The sequence below is a fragment of the Nonomuraea sp. NBC_00507 genome, assembly GCF_036013525.1.
GTDB lineage: Bacteria > Actinomycetota > Actinomycetes > Streptosporangiales > Streptosporangiaceae > Nonomuraea.
This window is the reverse complement of record NZ_CP107853.1, coordinates 654713-671124: the sequence shown is the minus strand read 5'-3', so window position 1 is coordinate 671124 and position 16412 is coordinate 654713. Positions and strand designations below refer to the sequence as shown.

11 protein-coding genes are annotated in these 16412 nt (G+C 67.3%); 6 read left to right on the top strand and 5 right to left on the bottom strand.

Going from position 1 to position 16412, the window contains the following annotated elements; translation table 11 throughout:
* Positions 1 to 84: 84 nt before the first annotated feature.
* The 5 genes from OHA25_RS03510 to OHA25_RS03490 all read right to left on the bottom strand — a co-directional run bounded on the left by OHA25_RS03510 (position 85) and on the right by OHA25_RS03490 (position 7164).
* Entirely contained in the window at positions 85 to 2334 is a 2250-nt protein-coding gene (locus OHA25_RS03510) for a glycoside hydrolase family 3 N-terminal domain-containing protein (protein ID WP_327586185.1), read from the bottom strand.
* 211 nt (positions 2335 to 2545) lie between these two features.
* On the bottom strand, positions 2546 to 3433 hold the full coding sequence (locus OHA25_RS03505) for a carbohydrate ABC transporter permease (RefSeq protein ID WP_327586184.1): 888 nt from the start codon (positions 3431 to 3433) through the stop codon (positions 2546 to 2548).
* Positions 3434 to 3439: 6 nt separating this feature from the next.
* The gene (locus OHA25_RS03500) at positions 3440 to 4417 is read right to left on the bottom strand and encodes a carbohydrate ABC transporter permease (RefSeq protein WP_327586183.1); all 978 of its coding nucleotides are present in this window, start codon (positions 4415 to 4417) and stop codon (positions 3440 to 3442) included.
* A gap of 42 nt (positions 4418 to 4459) precedes the next feature.
* Positions 4460 to 5758, bottom strand: coding sequence for an extracellular solute-binding protein (locus tag OHA25_RS03495; protein WP_327586182.1), 1299 nt, complete (start codon positions 5756 to 5758; stop codon positions 4460 to 4462).
* Positions 5759 to 6156: 398 nt separating this feature from the next.
* On the bottom strand, positions 6157 to 7164 hold the full coding sequence (locus OHA25_RS03490; protein WP_327586181.1) for a LacI family DNA-binding transcriptional regulator: 1008 nt from the start codon (positions 7162 to 7164) through the stop codon (positions 6157 to 6159).
* 490 nt (positions 7165 to 7654) lie between these two features.
* Here OHA25_RS03490 and OHA25_RS03485 point away from each other — a divergent pair, with 490 nt between their 5' ends.
* The 6 genes from OHA25_RS03485 to OHA25_RS03460 all read left to right on the top strand — a co-directional run bounded on the left by OHA25_RS03485 (position 7655) and on the right by OHA25_RS03460 (position 16084).
* Entirely contained in the window at positions 7655 to 10213 is a 2559-nt protein-coding gene (locus OHA25_RS03485) for a GH32 C-terminal domain-containing protein (RefSeq protein WP_327586180.1), read from the top strand.
* Between the two features lie 398 nt (positions 10214 to 10611).
* Entirely contained in the window at positions 10612 to 11655 is a 1044-nt protein-coding gene (locus OHA25_RS03480; RefSeq protein ID WP_327586179.1) for a LacI family DNA-binding transcriptional regulator, read from the top strand.
* A gap of 47 nt (positions 11656 to 11702) precedes the next feature.
* A complete protein-coding gene (locus tag OHA25_RS03475; RefSeq protein WP_327586178.1) occupies positions 11703 to 13013 on the top strand; it encodes an ABC transporter substrate-binding protein in 1311 nt (436 codons plus the stop codon).
* 63 nt (positions 13014 to 13076) lie between these two features.
* The gene (locus tag OHA25_RS03470; protein ID WP_327586177.1) at positions 13077 to 14219 is read left to right on the top strand and encodes a carbohydrate ABC transporter permease; all 1143 of its coding nucleotides are present in this window, start codon (positions 13077 to 13079) and stop codon (positions 14217 to 14219) included.
* Complete coding sequence (locus tag OHA25_RS03465; protein WP_327586176.1) at positions 14216 to 15118, top strand: carbohydrate ABC transporter permease; 903 nt, start codon at positions 14216 to 14218, stop codon at positions 15116 to 15118. The genes OHA25_RS03470 and OHA25_RS03465 overlap by 4 nt, the downstream gene beginning before the upstream one ends.
* 3 nt (positions 15119 to 15121) lie before the next feature.
* Positions 15122 to 16084, top strand: a complete 963-nt coding sequence (locus tag OHA25_RS03460; protein WP_327586175.1) for a hypothetical protein — start codon at positions 15122 to 15124, stop codon at positions 16082 to 16084.
* Positions 16085 to 16412: the final 328 nt, after the last annotated feature.

Genomic DNA, 16412 nt, shown 5'->3' with positions numbered 1-16412 from the left:
CGTGCCTTTCGGTATGTCAGACAGGGCCCGCCCAGTTGGCCCGAGGGGCAGCTGGGCGGTGGCCTTCAAGCCCGTATGCGGCCTTCAGGCGCGGATGCGGAATCCTGCGCTCAGCTGTTGCTCCCGCCATGAGCTGGGGCCGACACGGAGCATGAACTCGCCTGGTTCGACCACTCGGCGGTTGTCGGCTGTGACGAGTGAGCACTGCGAGGCAGGGATGCTGATGCCGACGTCCAGGGTTTCGCCGGGAGGGATCTCGACCTGCGTGAAAGCCTTCAGCTCCTGCTCGGCCCAAGTGACGCTGGTAGTCAGGTCGCTGACGTATGCCTGGACCGTTTCCAGGGCGGGACGGCTTCCGCTGTTGGCGACCCGCACCATGGCGTGGACGGTGCCGTTGGCGGGGACGTCCTCGTCCTGCACGACAAGGTCGGAGTAGGTGACAGTGGTGTAGGTGAGGCCCTCGCCGAACGCGAACAGGGGGTCCTGGGTGAGATCCGCGTAGCGATGCCCGTGTTGGCCTCGCACCTGGTTGTAGAAGACGGGTTGCTGTCCGACGTGGCGTGCGAAGGAGACCGGGAGTCGGCCGCTGGGTTCGATGAGTCCGAGGAGGAGTTCGGCGACGGCGCGGCCACCGCGCATACCCGGGTTGAACGCCTCGATGAGTGCTGCCGCGTTCAGTGCCGAGTCCGGGAGGGTGCTCGGCTTGGACTGGGCCAGCACCACGATCATGGGCGTGCCGGTGGCGGCGACCGCGTCCAGCAGAGCGATCTGGCCTCCTTGGAGGTCGAGCGTGGCCGTCGAGCGCACTTCGCCCGTGAGGGCGATGGTGTCACCCACGACCACGACGGCGTAGTCGGCGGCCTTTGCCGCGGCGGTGGCCTCCCGAAGCTGTGCCTGGTCGACCGGGGCCGGGGTGAAAACGGGCGGCTGCGGTTGGCCGTCGGGCCCGGTGGACGACTCGCTGTCCTGGCTGGGGCTTGCGATGTCAGCTCCGCGGGTGTGCGTGATGGTCCAGTCGGCAGGCACGACGGCGCGAAGGCCGTCGAGCACCGTCTCCACCGACTCCCGTGGATGTCCTTCGGGCATCCACGGGACCTGGCCGGAGGCCCCCGCCCAGTCGCCGAGCATGGCTTCCGGGCTGTCGGCGTTGGGGCCGATGACCGCGATCGTGCGCGGCGTGCCCTGGCCTGCGGCGCGGCCCGTTCCGTCCGAGGTCAGCCCGCCTTCGAGGGGCAGGATGCCGTCGTTGCGCAGCAGCACCAGGGAACGACGGGCGGTCTCGAGGTTGAGGTCGGTGTGTTCACGGCAGCCGATCACCTGGGCTTGCCGCTCGGGGTCGGGGGCGCGGGGGTCCTCGAAGAGCCCGAGTTCGAACTTCAGCCGGAGAACCCGGCGTACCGCGTCGTCGATCTGTTTCTCGTCGATCAGGCCGCGGGCGACCGCCTCCTGCGCGGCCTCGAAGAACGCCGGCGTGGCCATGATGAGATCGTTCCCGGCGTTGACGGCGACCGCCGCCGCCTCGACGTAGTCGGCGCAGACCCGCTGGTCGTAGACCATCCGGCCGACGTTGTCCCAGTCGGTCACCAGCGTGCCGGTGAAGCCCCACTCGCCCTTGAGCACATCGTTGAGCAGCCACTGATGCGCGGTAATGGGCACCCCGTCGATCGACTGGTAGCCGAGCATGAAGGCGCGGCAGCCGGCACGAGCCGCTTGCTCGAACGGGGGCAGGAACCACGAGCGCAGCTTGCGTGGGCTGAGATCGGCTTCGCTCGCGTCGCGCCCGCCCAGGGTTTCGGAGTAGCCCGCGAAGTGCTTGGCGTACGCCAGCAGGGCTGTCGGGTCGTTGAGGCCCTCACCCTGATAGCCACGGACCATCGCCGCCCCGAGTTCACCGATCAGGAACGGGTCCTCGCCGAACGTCTCGTTGACCCGGCCCCAGCGCAGGTCCCGGGTGATGCACAGCACGGGGGAGAACGTCCCATGGATTCCGGTCGCCGCGATTTCGGTCGCGGCCGCACGGGCGACCCGTTGAAGCAAAGAGGGATCCCAGGTACAGGCCATGGCCAACTGTGTCGGGAAGATGGTCGCGCCCGGCCAGAACGAGTGGCCGTGGATGCCGTCGTCGGCTGTCAGCAGCGGAATGCCGAGCCGTGTCTGCCGGGCCAGTTCCATGGCCTCCGGCATCCGCGCGGGATGCACATGCAGGACCGACCCGGCCAGCTTGGCCGACACGATGTCCACCAGGTCCCCGTGTTGTGCGTCGAGCATCAGCAACTGCCCGACCTTTTCCGGCAGGGTGATGCGGGACAGCAGGTCCTCGACCCTTGCTTCCATAGACGCTTCCGGATCCAGGTACGTGTCAGAGCGGCCCGGCTGTCCCACTATGTTCTCCAAGTCATCAGTCGTCACAGGTCAGAGAGTTGGTTGCCGACGGCGGGTGGTCGCCGCGGTCGACGGCGCTTCGCCGCGGGGGCTCGCGCGCCGTCCGCCTGCCGCCCCGGACGGGATCGGTGCCGCAAAGGGCGGCGGGGCGGGTGTCGGAGCGTCACTTCAGGCCAGCGGTGGCGATGCCGGCGACGAAGTGACGTTGGAAGAGAAGGAAGACGATCATCACCGGTAGCAGAACGACGACGGTGCCGGCGAGCAGGATGCCGAAGACGGTGAAGGACTGTCCGCTGCTGGCCAGAGCGAGCCCGACAGGCAGCGTGTACTGGTCCTCGTTCTGGGCCACCACTAGCGGCCACAGGAAGTTGTTCCAGGAGCCGAGGAAGGTGATGATCCCCAGGGTGGCGAGGGCCGGTCTGGTCAGCGGCAGGATGATCTTCCAGAAGATTGCCAGTTCGCGGCAGCCGTCGACGCGGGCCGCGTCGATGAGTTCGTCGGGCAACGTGGAGATGAACTGCCGCATCAGGAAAACCCCGAACGGGGCGGCCAGGAACGGCAGGATCAGCCCGAGCAGGGAGCCGGTCAGCTGCATGTTGGCCACCAGCACGTACAGCGGTACGAAGGTGACCAGGCCGGGGACCATGAGGGTCCCTATGACCAGGGTGAACACGGCGCGCTGTCCGCGGAACTCCAGCTTGGCCAGGGCGTAACCGAGCATCGAGCAGAAAACCAGATTGCCCGCGGTGACGGCGAGGGCCACGATCACGGAGTTGGCGAACATGCTCGTGAAGTCGAGCCTGCTGAACAGCTCGCCGTAGTTGGCGGCCGTGGGCGCCGTGGGTATCAGGACGGGTGGAACTCTGCGGATGTCGGCCTCAGGCTTGAAGGAGCCGGACAGCATCCACAGGAACGGCGCGATCATCAGCAGCAGGGCACCGGCGAGCGGCACATACAGCCAAGGGTGGCCCCAGGTCTGCTGGATGCGTCGGCGCCTCAGGGCGCGGTCCGTTCCCGGCTGTGCCGGCCGAAGAGTGGAGACGGTGCTCATGGGGCGTCAGTCCTTGTCTCGCAGCATCCGGAACTGCAGAACGGTCAGCGCGACGATGAGGACGAAGATGACGTAGCTGGCGGCCGACGCCATGTCGTAGTTGCCGTTGCCGAACTGGTTGTAGGCGTACAAGGTGGCCGACAGGGTGGAGTCCAGCGGCCCGCCGCCGGTCATCACGAACGGCTCGTCGAAGAACTGCAGGTAGCCGATGCCAGTGGTGACGGCGGTGATCAACAGGGCGGGGCGCAGCAGAGGGAAGGTGACGCGCCAGAAGCGCTGCCAGGCCCCGGCACCATCGAGTTCGGCCGCCTCCATCAGGGACTGGGGCACGGACTGGAGCCCAGCCAGCATGATGATCATGACGGTGCCGAGGTTCCGCCACACGGCCATCACGATCATGACGGGCAGGGCGAAGCGGGTGTCCGCCAGCCATGCGGGCCCGTCAATCCCGAACCAGCCCAGGACGGCGTTCACCAGGCCCGCGCGCGGTTCCAGGAGCGTCTTCCAGACCACGGCGATGGCCACGATGCTGGTGATCACCGGGAGGTAGAAGCCGATCCGGAAGACGGCCCGGAAGCGGAGGATACCCCTGTTGAGAGCGACCGCCGCGGCGAGCCCAGCGGCCAGCGTCAAGGGCAGGGCCACCAGGACGAACACGGCGGTGTTGCGCAGGGCTGTGAAGAACTGATCGTCCTGGAAGAGCCGTAGGTAATTGTCGAAGCCGATGAACCCTACGTTCAGGGGTGTGCGTAGGTCGGCGCTCTTGGTGTCGGTCAGGCTCATCAGCACCGACCAGACAACCGGCAGCAGCATGAAGGCCGCAAACAACGCGAGGAAGGGCGTGGCGAGGATCCAGGCGGCCCGGGCCTGCCTGCCGCGTGCCGGGCCCTGGAGCGCAAAGCGCCGCCGATCGGCACTCCTGGCCGGCCGTGAGGTGCTCTGCTCCTGGCTGTCGCCCCGCCCGGGGAGCGTTTTCGTGGACATGGATGTCATCCGTCCGTACGAGGGCTGCTCACGCGGCGGCGCTCAGCGGCCGGTGCCGATGCTGGTCGCCTTGGACTGCAGCGCCTGCTGCACCTGGGCGACGGTGGCCTTGCCGAGGGTCAGCTTCTCCAATTCAGAGTCGATGGCGTCGGCGATCTGCTGCCAGGTTGTGATGGCGGGCGGCGCCTTGCTGACCTCGAGCTGCTCGGCGAACGCCTTCATGTTCTCGTCCTCGGTCAGCTTCCCCTCCGACCACGCTTGGGGCGAAGGGGGCAGGCTGCCGGTGGCCTTGGCATAGGCCGCGAGGTTGGCGGGCTCGGTCAAGAACCGGGCGAACTTCCATGCCCCGTCGGAGTTCTTGGCGTCCTTGAACACCGCCAGGTCGCTGCCGCCGGCGAACCCTGCGGGCTGCTTGGTGTACGGCACCGGCATGGTCTTCCACTTGCCGTTCAGCTCTGGCGCGTCCTTACGGAAGCTGCCGCCGGCCCAGGCGGCCTCCTGGTAGGTGGCGATGAGCCCGTCCCGGAAAGCCTGCACGTTGTCCGCCCTGTCGGTGGGCGCCAGGCCCTGCTTGGGGATGCTTGCGTAGTACTCCAGCGCCTTGGCGACCTCGGGCGAGTCGAAGGTGAACTTCCCGTTCTTGGCGTCGTAGATGTCACCGCCCTGCTGCCAGACCAGCGGCAGCCAGAAAATCCAGGAGTTGAAGCCCATCACCAGACCGGTGGCATGGCGCAGCTTGGGGTTCTGCTCGCCGACAGTGGCCTGGATGGCCTTGAGGTCCTTCAGGTATCCGTCCCGGTCGCCGGCCAGGGCGTCCTTGATGCCGGCCTTCGTGGTGATGTCGGTCCGGTAGTAGACCACCGAGGTGTCGGCGATGAACGGCACGCCGTAGGAGGTGTCCTTGTATTTGGTGGTGTCCCACTGGCCGGGGTAGAAGTCCGAGGACTTGATCGACGTCGGGGTGGCCTGGAAGGCGTTCATGGCCGCCATCTCCGCCATCCAGGTGGTGCCGACCAGGGACATGTCCGGTGTGTTGCCGCCGGCGATCGCGGTGGTCAGCTTGTCGTGGGCGGAGTCCCAGGGCACCGCCGTGATCTGAATGTCGACGCCGGGGTTTTGCTGTTCGAACTTCTTGGCCAGGCTCTCAAGGTCCTTGTCGGTGTCGCCCATGGACCACATGACGACCTTGCCTGTGGCCTTGCCGCTGCTGATCTCCGCAGGTGCGACCGTGCCTGGCCCGGCGTCGGCGCTCCGGCCGCAGCCGGTGGCCACCAGGGCTGCCGTGACGGTGACGCACATGATCTGGACGGTTCTGACGGTGTGACGGGTAGTGGTACGCATTGTGCGGCTCCTTGCCGTTGAGCGATACAGGCGCGGGGGGCAGCGAAGGGTGGGAGCGGGCAGGCGCCCGGATAGGTCGGCCCACGAGTGGAGACCGTCTGCGGTGACAGCGGCATCGACGTCCAGCCACAGGTCGCGGCTGGAAAGACGCGGAGCCGGTTGTGGCCGGGCTGGGTGTGCCAGGCGTACCGTTCGGTGTCCCAGATCGGGAACGTGCGGGCGGAAACGCGCACCTCTGCGTCACGTGTGAACGCAGGTGCAGCGGCTATGGCTTGCGTGGAAGGCTCGGCGAAGAGGTTCGCCGAGGTCTCAAGGAGACAGGTGCGGTGTGCCACTCATCGGCAACACACCGCCCGACTGCGAGGCGTCGACACCTTGCGCATCGCGGTGATGTCGCGTCAGTTCGAGCTCGGCTTCAACGTCGAGCCACGAACCACGAGGTTGGTGGGAATGATGCACGAGGGGGCGGCCTCCGGGGATCGGCGCACGTGGTCCAGCAGCAGACGCGCCGCCGCCGCACCCATCTCGCGCATCGGTTGGCGGATGGTGGTCAGTGCCGGATAGGTGTACGACGCCAGTTCGATGTCATCGAACCCCACCACGGAGACATCCTGCGGAATCCGAAGGCCCGCCTCGTGCAAGGCGGCCAGCACGCCGGCCGCCGTAGGGTCGTTGTGCCCGAAGACCGCGTCGAATTCCACGCCGTCTGCGAGAGCTTGCGCGACCGCGCTCCGACCGCGGTCGAAGAGGAAATCGCCGCAGATGATGCGGCGTTGGTCGAGCTCGATCCCGGCGTTCGCATAGACGTCGACGAAGCCGCCCAGCCGTTCCCGAGTACAGCCGAACGCCTCGGGACCGGTCACCACCAGAGGGCGACGGCGGCCGATGTCCAGCAGGTGGCGCGCCGCCTGCTCACCCCCCTCCCGGTTGGTGGTGGCCACGTAGGGGAATCCCGGCCGGTGGAAGCGGTCGTCGATCAGCACCACCGGCAGCCCCGCTTCGTGCAGCTCCGTGATGTACCCCAGGGCCCCCTCGGGCTCTATCACCAGCAGACCGTCGAACGACTTGGCAGCGACCTGCAGGCCCAGCCTGCGCAGTGACTCCTCACCGCGGTTCCAGGTCAGCATGCGCAGTCCGAAGCCTTCGGTCTCCAGCGTTTCGACGACCGCCTGCACGATGCCGGCCCAGGCCCAGGCCATATCAGGGACCAGCATGCCGATCATCTGTGTGGTGCCGCGTGCGAGCCCCACTGCCCCGGCGCTCGGCACATAGCCGAGCTCCGAGATCGCCTCGCGCACCTTCAAGATGGTGTTCTCGCGGATCTCGCCCTTGCCGTTCAGCACCCGCGAGACCGTCGTCTTGCTGACCCCGGCCCGCGCGGCCACGTCAGAGATGGTGACTCCCATGCCACCTCCCTCCCTCCATGCAGAGGCGGAAGACGTTCTCCCGCACCGAGGACCGATCACGCAGAGAGTCCTGGAACCGGTACCGGGAGCGGTGCCGGAACCGGTTTCGGCTCCGGTTCCCAGAAGTGAAGCACCGAGAGGTCCGACCGGTCAACACGCCGGAAACAACTCGTTCACAAATCCCGACCATGTTGCGGGACGCCTGCCAGGTTCGCCAGCCATGTCGCGGCCACCCTGACCTGGGCGGTTGCCGCAGTGACGCCTGTCGGCCGGTCGGCACGCACCGGACCAATCGCGCCCGAACCATTGACGCACTGGCCGGAGTGCGCTTCATAATCAGGCACTCGATGTCAACGATGACATATGTCAACGATGACACCCCCGGGCGGCGGCGTGGACGCCGACGCCGGCCTGGGGCGTCACTTTCCGGTCCGTCCGCGCCGAGGCCGCAGTCACCGCTGCACGGACGACCGCGGGACAAGGAGACACCATGAGCTCTGTACGCGTACCCCGGCATGCCCGCGTGCGGTTACTGGCGGCGGTGGCGACGGTCTGCGCCCTGTCCGCAGCTCCACTCGCCCCCCAGGCCGCCGCGGCCGACATCCCGCCGTACACCGAGACCTACAGACCCCAGTTCCACTTCACTCCGGAGAAGAACTGGATGAACGACCCCAACGGCCTCGTCTACTACAAGGGCGAGTACCACCTCTTCTACCAGCACAACCCGAACGGCAACTCCTGGGGCGACATCTCCTGGGGGCACGCGGTGAGCACGGACCTCGTGCACTGGAAGGAGTTGCCGCTCGCCCTGTCGCACGACGACGAGGAGATGGTGTTCTCCGGCAGCGCGGTCGTCGACTGGAACAACACCACCGGGTTCGGCACGGAGAAGAACCCGCCCATGGTGGCGATCTACACCAGCGCCTACAAGAACGGCGGCAAGCAGGCCCAGTCACTCGCCTACAGCACCGACCGCGGCCGCACCTGGACCAAGTACCAAGGAAATCCCGTCATCGACATCGGCTCCACCAACTTCCGCGACCCCAAGGTCCAGTGGTACGCGCCGACCAAGAGCTGGCTGATGACGGTGTCACTGTCCGCCGAGCACAAGGTGCGGTTCTACTCGTCCAAGAACCTCAAGGATTGGGAGCTGCTCAGCGAGTTCGGGCCGGCCGGCGCGACGGGCGGCGTGTGGGAGTGCCCCGACCTGTTCCCCCTCGCCGTCGACGGGGACAAGAACAACATCAAGTGGGTCCTGGTCGTCAACATCAACCCCGGGGGCATCGCGGGCGGTTCGGGCGCCCAGTACTTCATCGGCGACTTCGACGGCAAGAAGTTCACCGCCGAGGACAAGGGCACCTACACACCGCCCACCGGCACGGTGACGCAGGACTTCGAGGGCGCCGACTTCGGTACGTGGACGGCTACCGGCGCCGCGTTCGGCCAGGCACCGGCAACCGGCGCCGTGGACGGTCAGGGAACCGTCACGGGCTTCGACGGCAAGGGCCTCGCCAACAGCTTCCACGGCGGCGACGGGACCACCGGCACCCTCAACTCGCCCGAATTCACCGTCGAGAGCCCCTACTTGAACTTCAAGATCGGTGGGGGCCGGCACCCGCACGAGGCCGGGACCGTCCTGAAGCAGCCACCGCCTGAGGGGACGGTCCTCGCCGACTTCGAAGGCGGAACCTACGGCAGCTGGACGAAGACCGGGGACGCCTTCGGCAGCGCACCCGCCACGGGTACCCTTCCCGGTCAGGGACAGGTCTCCGGCTGGCTGGGAGACGGGCTGGTCAATACCTTCCTGAACGGCGACTCCACCATCGGCACCCTCACGTCGCCCGAATTCACCATCGACAAGAAGCACATCAACTTCCTCATCGGCGGCGGCCACCACCCGTCCGGTTCCGACAACCCCACCGCCGTCGAGCTCCTCGTGGACGGCCAAGTCGTCCGTAGCGCCACCGGAAAGGATGCCGAGGCACTCAACTGGGTCTCCTGGGACGTCGCCGACCTCGCCGGCAAGAAGGCGCAGATAAAGATCGTCGACGACAACACCGGCGGCTGGGGCCACATCAACGTGGACCACATCGTGCTTTCCGACACGCAGGCCAAGCCCGTTTCCCAGGAGACGTCCGTCAACCTGGTCGTCGATGGCCAGGTCGTCCGCAGCGCCACCGGCGCCAACAGCGAGACCCTGGACTGGGCCTCCTTCGACCTGCGTCCCTACGCCGGCAAGAAGGCGCAGATCCAGATCCTCGACATGAACACCGCCGGCTGGGGCCACATCCTCGCCGACCAGTTCACCATCGCTGACAAGCCCGCCCTCTCCGTCGTGCAGCGCGCTGACTGGGCCGACTACGGCAAGGACTACTACGCGGCGGTGTCCTGGGAGAACGTGCCGGGCGGCAAGCGGTACATGATCGGCTGGATGAACAACTGGGACTACGGCCTCTCCGCGCCCACCTCTCCCTGGCGCGGGGCGCAGAGCGTTCCCCGAGAGATGGGCCTGCGCACCATCGACGGCCGGATCCGGCTGACCAGCAAGCCGGTCAACAACCTGGAGTCCCTCCGGGACAAGCACCCGGCGACGGCGTCCGACGTCACCGTCAAAAGCACCTCCAAGCCTCTGATCGGCCGTGCGGTACAGGGCAAGGCACTCGACATCGAGGCGACCTTCTCCCTCCAGGACGCCGAACGCTTCGGCCTGAAGGTGCGTACCGGCGCAGGCGGCGAGGAGACCGTCATCGGCTACGACACCACGACACAGGAGCTGTACGTCGACCGCACCCGCTCCGGCGCCGTGGACTTCAACAGCACCTTCCCCGGCGTCCAGACCGCGCCCCTGAAGGCCGAGAACGGCAAGGTCAAGCTGCGGATCCTCGTCGACTGGTCGTCCGTCGAGGTCTTCGGCGGCAGCGGCGAGACCGTGATCACCGATCAGATCTTCCCCGACCCCGCCAGCACCGGCGTCGACGTCTTCGCCGAAGGCGGCACCGCCACCCTCGACCACATGCAGGCATGGCAGCTGAAGTCCATATGGCCGTGACCTGCCTCGAGCCCGCGCGCCGGACGGCCAGGAGCGGCTTCCGGCGTGCGGCTCTCGGCGAGGCAGGCGCCGCCGCCATCGCGAACGGCGGTGGGGGCGTGCTCCTGACCGGTGGCGAAGCCAACCAGGCCGGCGAGGACGTCGCGGGCAGGGCGAACGTCATCTCGGGCAATGACGGGCGGGGCCTCCAACTCGGCAGCTCGGCGCCCGCCGGCACCGACGACCTACGAGAGCGGCGCCACTCATCCTCCTTTTCGCCGTACCGTCGGCCAAGGAGCACCTGTTCAGGTGGTGGAGGATGCGGGTCCCGTCACGTACCGGTAACAACTGTTGACGCGACCGATACGTGGACGTACTGTGCCGTTAATCGATTTACGTCAATCGATTAACGAGGAGCCATGGCAGCCACTCTGAAGGACGTCGCCCTTCGCGCCGAGGTATCGGTCGCGGCTGCGTCGCTGGTCTTGTCCGGCAAGGCCGAAGGCCGGGTCGCCGAGGCGACCGCCGAGCGGGTCCGGACGGCGGCGGCGGAGCTGGGCTACCGCGGCAACCGCGCCGCCCGCAGCCTGCGTACGCAGTCGGCTCCGCTGCTGGGCCTGCTCAGCTTGGGCGTGGCCACCCAGCCCTACGCCGGAGCGATGCTCGAAGCCGCCCAGTCAGCCGCGCGCGAGCATGACTACGACCTGTTGTTCATCGAGGTCGGCACCCAGGAAGCCATCGCCGAGAACCTGCGACTGCTGGAGGAGCATCAGGTCGCGGGTGTCCTGATCGCCTCCTACTTCCACCGGGAGCTGGTCTTGCCCGCGCAGCTGCCCGCGCCCACCGTTCTCGTCGACGCCCTGTGCCGGGACCGCGACATCGACTGGGTGGTGCCCGACGAGTACGTTGGCGAGACCGAGGTTCTGGAGGAGCTCGCCCGTGCCGGCCACCACCACGTCGGCTGGATCTGTGATATCCCGAGGTACCCCGCGACCATACTGCGGACCAAGGCGTTCGAGGACGTCGCCGCGCGCCACGGATGGGACGACGACCCGCGGCGCGTCGTCCTGACCGAGCACGCCGACGCCGCCGACGGCTACGCGGCCATGCAGCGGCTGCTCGAGCAATTCCCCAAGGTGACGGCGGTCGCCGCCTTCACCGATCGCATGGCCATGGGCGTCTACATGGCCTGTTTCGAGCGGGGCATCCGCGTGCCCCAGGACATGTCGATCGTCGGATTCGACGACCAGGTCCTGGTGTCGGAAGCGCTCCGTCCTGGACTGACCACCGTGGCACTGCCCCATCGCCAGATGGGCAAGTGGGCGGTGGGCCGGCTCATCGAGCGCATCGAGTCGGCGGAGGACCTGGGGGTCAGCCAGGTCCGAATCAATGGCGGCCTGGTCGTCCGAGACTCGGTCGCCGCTCCGCGCACTGGTCGGGTCAGGGCCAGTACGCGGAGGTGAGCAATACCCATGCAACGGCATAGCCGTTGCCTCGCTTGGAGGGCATCATGTCAATACTAGCCCGGAACCTCCCCATGGCCGCCCTGGGCGTCGCCGGTGCGCTGGCGCTCGCCGCCTGCGGTGGCGGCGGGACGAGCGCGGGGCCGGCCGGTTCCGCCCCGGCCGCCTCCGGTGGCAAAACCAAGGTCACCATGTGGACGCACAACGCCGGCAACGAGGTCGAGCTCAAGCTGGTCCAGCAGGTCACCAACGACTACAACGCCTCGCAGGACAAGTACGAGATCACCATCCAGGCGTTCCCGCAGGAGTCCTACAACGACGCCATCGTGTCGGCCGCGGCGTCCAAGAGCCTGCCCTGCCTCCTCGACGTCGACGCTCCGGTCATGCCCAGCTGGGCGCACGCCAACTACCTCCAGCCGCTGACCATCGACGCCAAGCTCACCGACCCGCTGCTGCCGGGAATCAAGGGCGCCTACAACGACAAGCTGTACTCGCTCGGCTTCTACGACGCCGCCCTCGGCATCGTGACGCGCAAGTCAATCCTCACCGACAACGACATCCGGATCCCCACCATCGACCAGCCGTGGACGTTGGAGGAGTTCGACGCGGCCCTCGCCAAGATCAAGGCGTCGGGCAAGTACGACTACCCTCTGGACGCCGGCACCGGCTGGACCGGTGAGTGGTACCCCTACGCCTACTCCCCGCTCCTGCAGTCCTTCGGCGGCGACCTCATCAACCGCGCCGACTTCTCCACCGCCGAGGGTGTGCTGAACGGTCCCCAGGCGGTCAAGTGGGGCGAGTGGTTCCAGGGCCTGTTCAAGAACAAGCTGGCCAACCCCAAGGAGTCCGAAGACCGAACGGACTTCCTGCAGGGCAAAGTCGCGATGCAGTGGAACGGCTCCTGGGCCATCGGCGACGCGGCGAAGAAGTTCGGCGACGACATCCTCGTCCTGCCGCCGCCGAACCTGGGCAAGCAGCCCTACATCGGCGCGGGCTCCTGGCAGTGGGGGATGTCCGCGACCTGCCAGACCCCTGAGGCGGTCAACGGCTGGATCAGCTTCGGGCTGCAGGACAAGTACCTGTCGGCCTTCAGCGAGCAGCTCGGCAACCTGCCCGCCTCCGCCAGTGTGCAGGCGCTGGGCAAGAAGTTCAGGGAAGGCACCAAGGAGAGCACCTACATCGAGCTCGCCCGCAAGTACGCGCTCATCCGCCCGCCGACACCCGCCTACCCCTTCATCGCCAAGACCTTCGAGAAGGCGGCGGCCGACATCATCTCCGGCGCCAACGTGCAGGACGCGCTGAACACGGCCGTCGACGCCATCGACAAGAACCTGGCCGAGAACAACAACTACCAGTAGCCGGCCCTGGTCCGGGGTGTGCCGCCACCCCACCCCGGACCCACCCCCACCTGTGAGGTCCACGTGTCCCTGACGCATGCCCGCGGCAGACCCAAGCGATCCGTCACCTACATGCGGGACCGGCCCAGGCGATGGCCGAACCGGCCCGCCGACCGCCACAAGGCCGAGGCCAGGACGGGACGGCTGTTCACCGCCCCGGCGATGTGCCTGCTGCTGATCTTCCTCATCATCCCGATAGCCCTGGCCTTCAGCCTCGGCTTCACCGACGCCAAGCTCTCCTCGCCGCAACCCACCCGCTGGGTCGGCCTGTCCAACTTCGAAGACCTCCTGAGCATCAAGCCCCTCACCCTCGACGAGGCCCGCGTCCGCGAGCTCGCCGGACCTGAGGGCACCGTCCGCACCGCCCTGCGCAGCCTGACCAAGAACGGCAGCGGAACCCCCTACGAGGGCATGTCGGTGCTGTCGGACTCCGTCGCCGCCGACGGCAAGAGCGGCAGCTTCTGGCTCGCCGGCGACCCGCTGTTCTGGAAGTCGCTGCGCAACACCGCCGTGTTCGCCCTCGTCGTCGTCCCCGTCCAAGGAGGGCTGGGCCTGCTGCTGGCGCTGCTGGTCAACAGCAGATTCCGGGGACGGGTGTTCTTCCGTACGGTGTTCTTCCTGCCCGTCGTGATGTCGATGGTCGTGGTGTCGATCCTGTGGGCCTTCCTGTATGAGAAGGACGGACTGGTCAACAACGCGATCAAGGCGGTCTACCCGTCATGGGACCCGATCGCGTTCCTCGCCGACCCGTCCACCGCACTGCCCGCCATCATCGCCATGTCGATCTGGCAGGCCGTCGGCTTCCACATGATCATCTGGCTGGCGGGGCTGCAGACCATCCCGGCCGAGCTGTATGAGGCCGCCAAGATGGACGGCGCGGGCCCTTGGCGCACCTTCACCTCCGTCACCTGGCCGGGCCTGCGGCACACCTTCGTGTTCGTCCTGGTCACCATCACCATCGCCGCGCTGGGAATGTTCACGCAGGTCAACGTCATGACCAAGGGCGGGCCTCTGGACTCCACCTCCACGCTCGTCTACCAGGCCTTCGCCGAGGGCTACGGCAAACAGCGCATCGGGTACGCCTCGGCCATCTCCTTCGTGTTCTTCGTGCTCGTGCTGTGCGTCGCGCTCATCCAGCGCCGGCTGACCAGGGAGAAGGACGCATGACCACCACCGTCAAGGCCCGCCGGACCCTCGCCCGCACCGCCTTCTACGCGGCCGGGGCGCTGTTGTCGCTTGCCTTCCTGCTGCCCATGGTCTTCATGATCGTCTCCAGCTTCAAAGGCAAGCTGCAGATCTTCGAAGACCTCGAATCCGTCCGGGCGTTCCTGCCGGTGGGCGACGTCGGACTCGACAACTACCAAGGACTGTTCAGCCGGGTGCCGCTCGCCCGCTTCTACGTCAACTCCCTGCTCGTCTCATTCCTCGTCGTCGGGCTCGGGCTGGTGATCAACAGCCTGGCCGCGTTCGGCATCGCCCGGATGCGCTGGCGCGGGCAGGGGATCGTCATGGGGGTGCTCATCGCGACCCTCATCGTGCCGTTCGAGACGCTTGCGCTCCCGCTGCTGTACTGGGTGAACAATCTGCCCTATGTCTCCTTCGCCACCGGGACGCCGGAGCTGACCACCGGCTGGATCAACACCTACGCCGTGCAGATCGTCCCGTTCATCGCCAACGCGTTCTCGATCTTCCTGTTCGTGCAGTTCTTCAAGTCCATCCCGCGCGAGATCGACGAGGCCGCCTTCATCGACGGCGCGGGTTTCCTGACCGTCTACCGGCGCATCGTCGTCCCGCTGAGCGGGCCCGCCTTCGCCACCAGCGCCATCCTCACCTTCCTGCCCATCTGGAACTCCTACCTGTGGCCGACGATGGTCGTCCAGGAGGAGGGCCTTCGGCCGCTCCCCGTCGGCCTGGACTACTTCTTCCAGTCCAACACCGCCGAGGGCGTGCCATGGGGCCAGATCATGGGGTACACCACCCTGGTCACCCTGCCGATCATGGTGCTTTTCATCGTTTTCCAACGCAGTTTCGTGGCCAGCGTGGCCAATAGTGGAATCAAGGGGTAATCAATGTTGCGACTGGCGGACAGCTGGATCTGGGACTCGTGGTACGCCTACGACGGCGAGCTCCACCACGCGTTCTACCTCCGGGCCTCCCGCGGCCTCGGGGATCCCGACCGCCGCCACCGCCACCCGAGCGTCGGCCACGCCGTGTCCGCCGACCTTCAGGACTGGACGGTCCTGCCCGACGCGCTGGCGGTCTCGGACTTCCCGGCGTTCGACGACTGGACCACCTGGACCGGCAGCGTCGTACGCGACGACGCCGGGTTGTGGTGGATGTTCTACACCGGCACCACCCGGCAGGACGGTGGCGGCGTCCAGCGCGTCGGCGTCGCCACCTCTACGGACCTCCTCCTGTGGCACAAGCACCCGGCACACACCGTCCTGGAGGCCGACCCGCGCTGGTATGAGAAGCACGGCCAGTCCGACTGGGGCGAAGAAGCCTGGCGCGACCCTTTCGTCTTCCGGGGCGAGGACGGCCGGTGGCACATGTACGTCACCGCCCGCGCCGGCCACGGCGATTGGCGAAGCCGCGGTGTCGTCGGGCACTGCACCTCCACCGATCTGGAGCAGTGGCACGTCCAGCCGCCGCTGACCGAGCCCGGCGCCGGGCTCGGCCACATCGAGGTCATCCAGGCCGAAGTCGTCGACGGCACTCCCACGCTGATCTTCTCGTGTGCGAGCGCCCAACTCGACGACGACGCTCTCCGTCGTTACGGCACCGGGGGCATCTTCAGCGTCACCGGGCCCAGTCTCCACGGCCCCTTCGACATCTCCACCGCCCGGCTGTTCCCCGACACCTCGCTCTACGCCGGTCGCCTGGTCCGGCACGACGGCCGGTGGCACCTGATGGCCTTCCGAGACCTCGTCGACGGCCGCTTCGTCGGCGAGCTCGCCGACCCAGTCCCCGTCACCAGTACGCCGGATGTGGGCCTGATGCCCGCCGTCGACCGCAGCGCGGCCTACCAGTAGGCCTTCCACCGCTCCCGCGCAGACCGGCCGGGCGTGCCTTGGATCGTTTGGTGACGTGATTTTGGGATTGCTATTCGTCGTGGTCCGTGGAGAGGAGGGTTGGCTGGCGTACGTGAAGGGCCGTTGGTCTCTTGCTTCGGCGCTCACCGAGTAAGAGAACAGAAGAGGCCAACCAGTTCCGTTGTTCCTCGCGTGCCTGCCCGCGGATGGGAGTCCTGCGGCGGAGGGCGTCCGCGACGCCGGTTCCCATTCATGCGCCCGGCGATGGCCACTGCTGCAGGCGTCTGGAGCTTGATCACGGCCAATACGCGGCCAAGTTGAGGTGCTC

Bases quoted from the DNA above. Each gene is read 5' to 3' on its own strand.
- OHA25_RS03460 (WP_327586175.1), top strand. From the start codon at position 15,122: ATGTTGCGACTGGCGGACAGCTGGATCTGGGACTCGTGGTACGCCTAC.
- OHA25_RS03465 (WP_327586176.1), top strand. From the start codon at position 14,216: ATGACCACCACCGTCAAGGCCCGCCGGACCCTCGCCCGCACCGCCTTC.
- OHA25_RS03495 (WP_327586182.1), bottom strand. From the start codon at position 5,758: ATGCGTACCACTACCCGTCACACCGTCAGAACCGTCCAGATCATGTGC.
- OHA25_RS03500 (WP_327586183.1), bottom strand. From the start codon at position 4,417: ATGTCCACGAAAACGCTCCCCGGGCGGGGCGACAGCCAGGAGCAGAGC.
- OHA25_RS03485 (WP_327586180.1), top strand. From the start codon at position 7,655: ATGAGCTCTGTACGCGTACCCCGGCATGCCCGCGTGCGGTTACTGGCG.
- OHA25_RS03480 (WP_327586179.1), top strand. From the start codon at position 10,612: ATGGCAGCCACTCTGAAGGACGTCGCCCTTCGCGCCGAGGTATCGGTC.
- OHA25_RS03510 (WP_327586185.1), bottom strand. From the start codon at position 2,334: ATGGAAGCAAGGGTCGAGGACCTGCTGTCCCGCATCACCCTGCCGGAA.
- OHA25_RS03505 (WP_327586184.1), bottom strand. From the start codon at position 3,433: ATGAGCACCGTCTCCACTCTTCGGCCGGCACAGCCGGGAACGGACCGC.
- OHA25_RS03490 (WP_327586181.1), bottom strand. From the start codon at position 7,164: ATGGGAGTCACCATCTCTGACGTGGCCGCGCGGGCCGGGGTCAGCAAG.
- OHA25_RS03475 (WP_327586178.1), top strand. From the start codon at position 11,703: ATGTCAATACTAGCCCGGAACCTCCCCATGGCCGCCCTGGGCGTCGCC.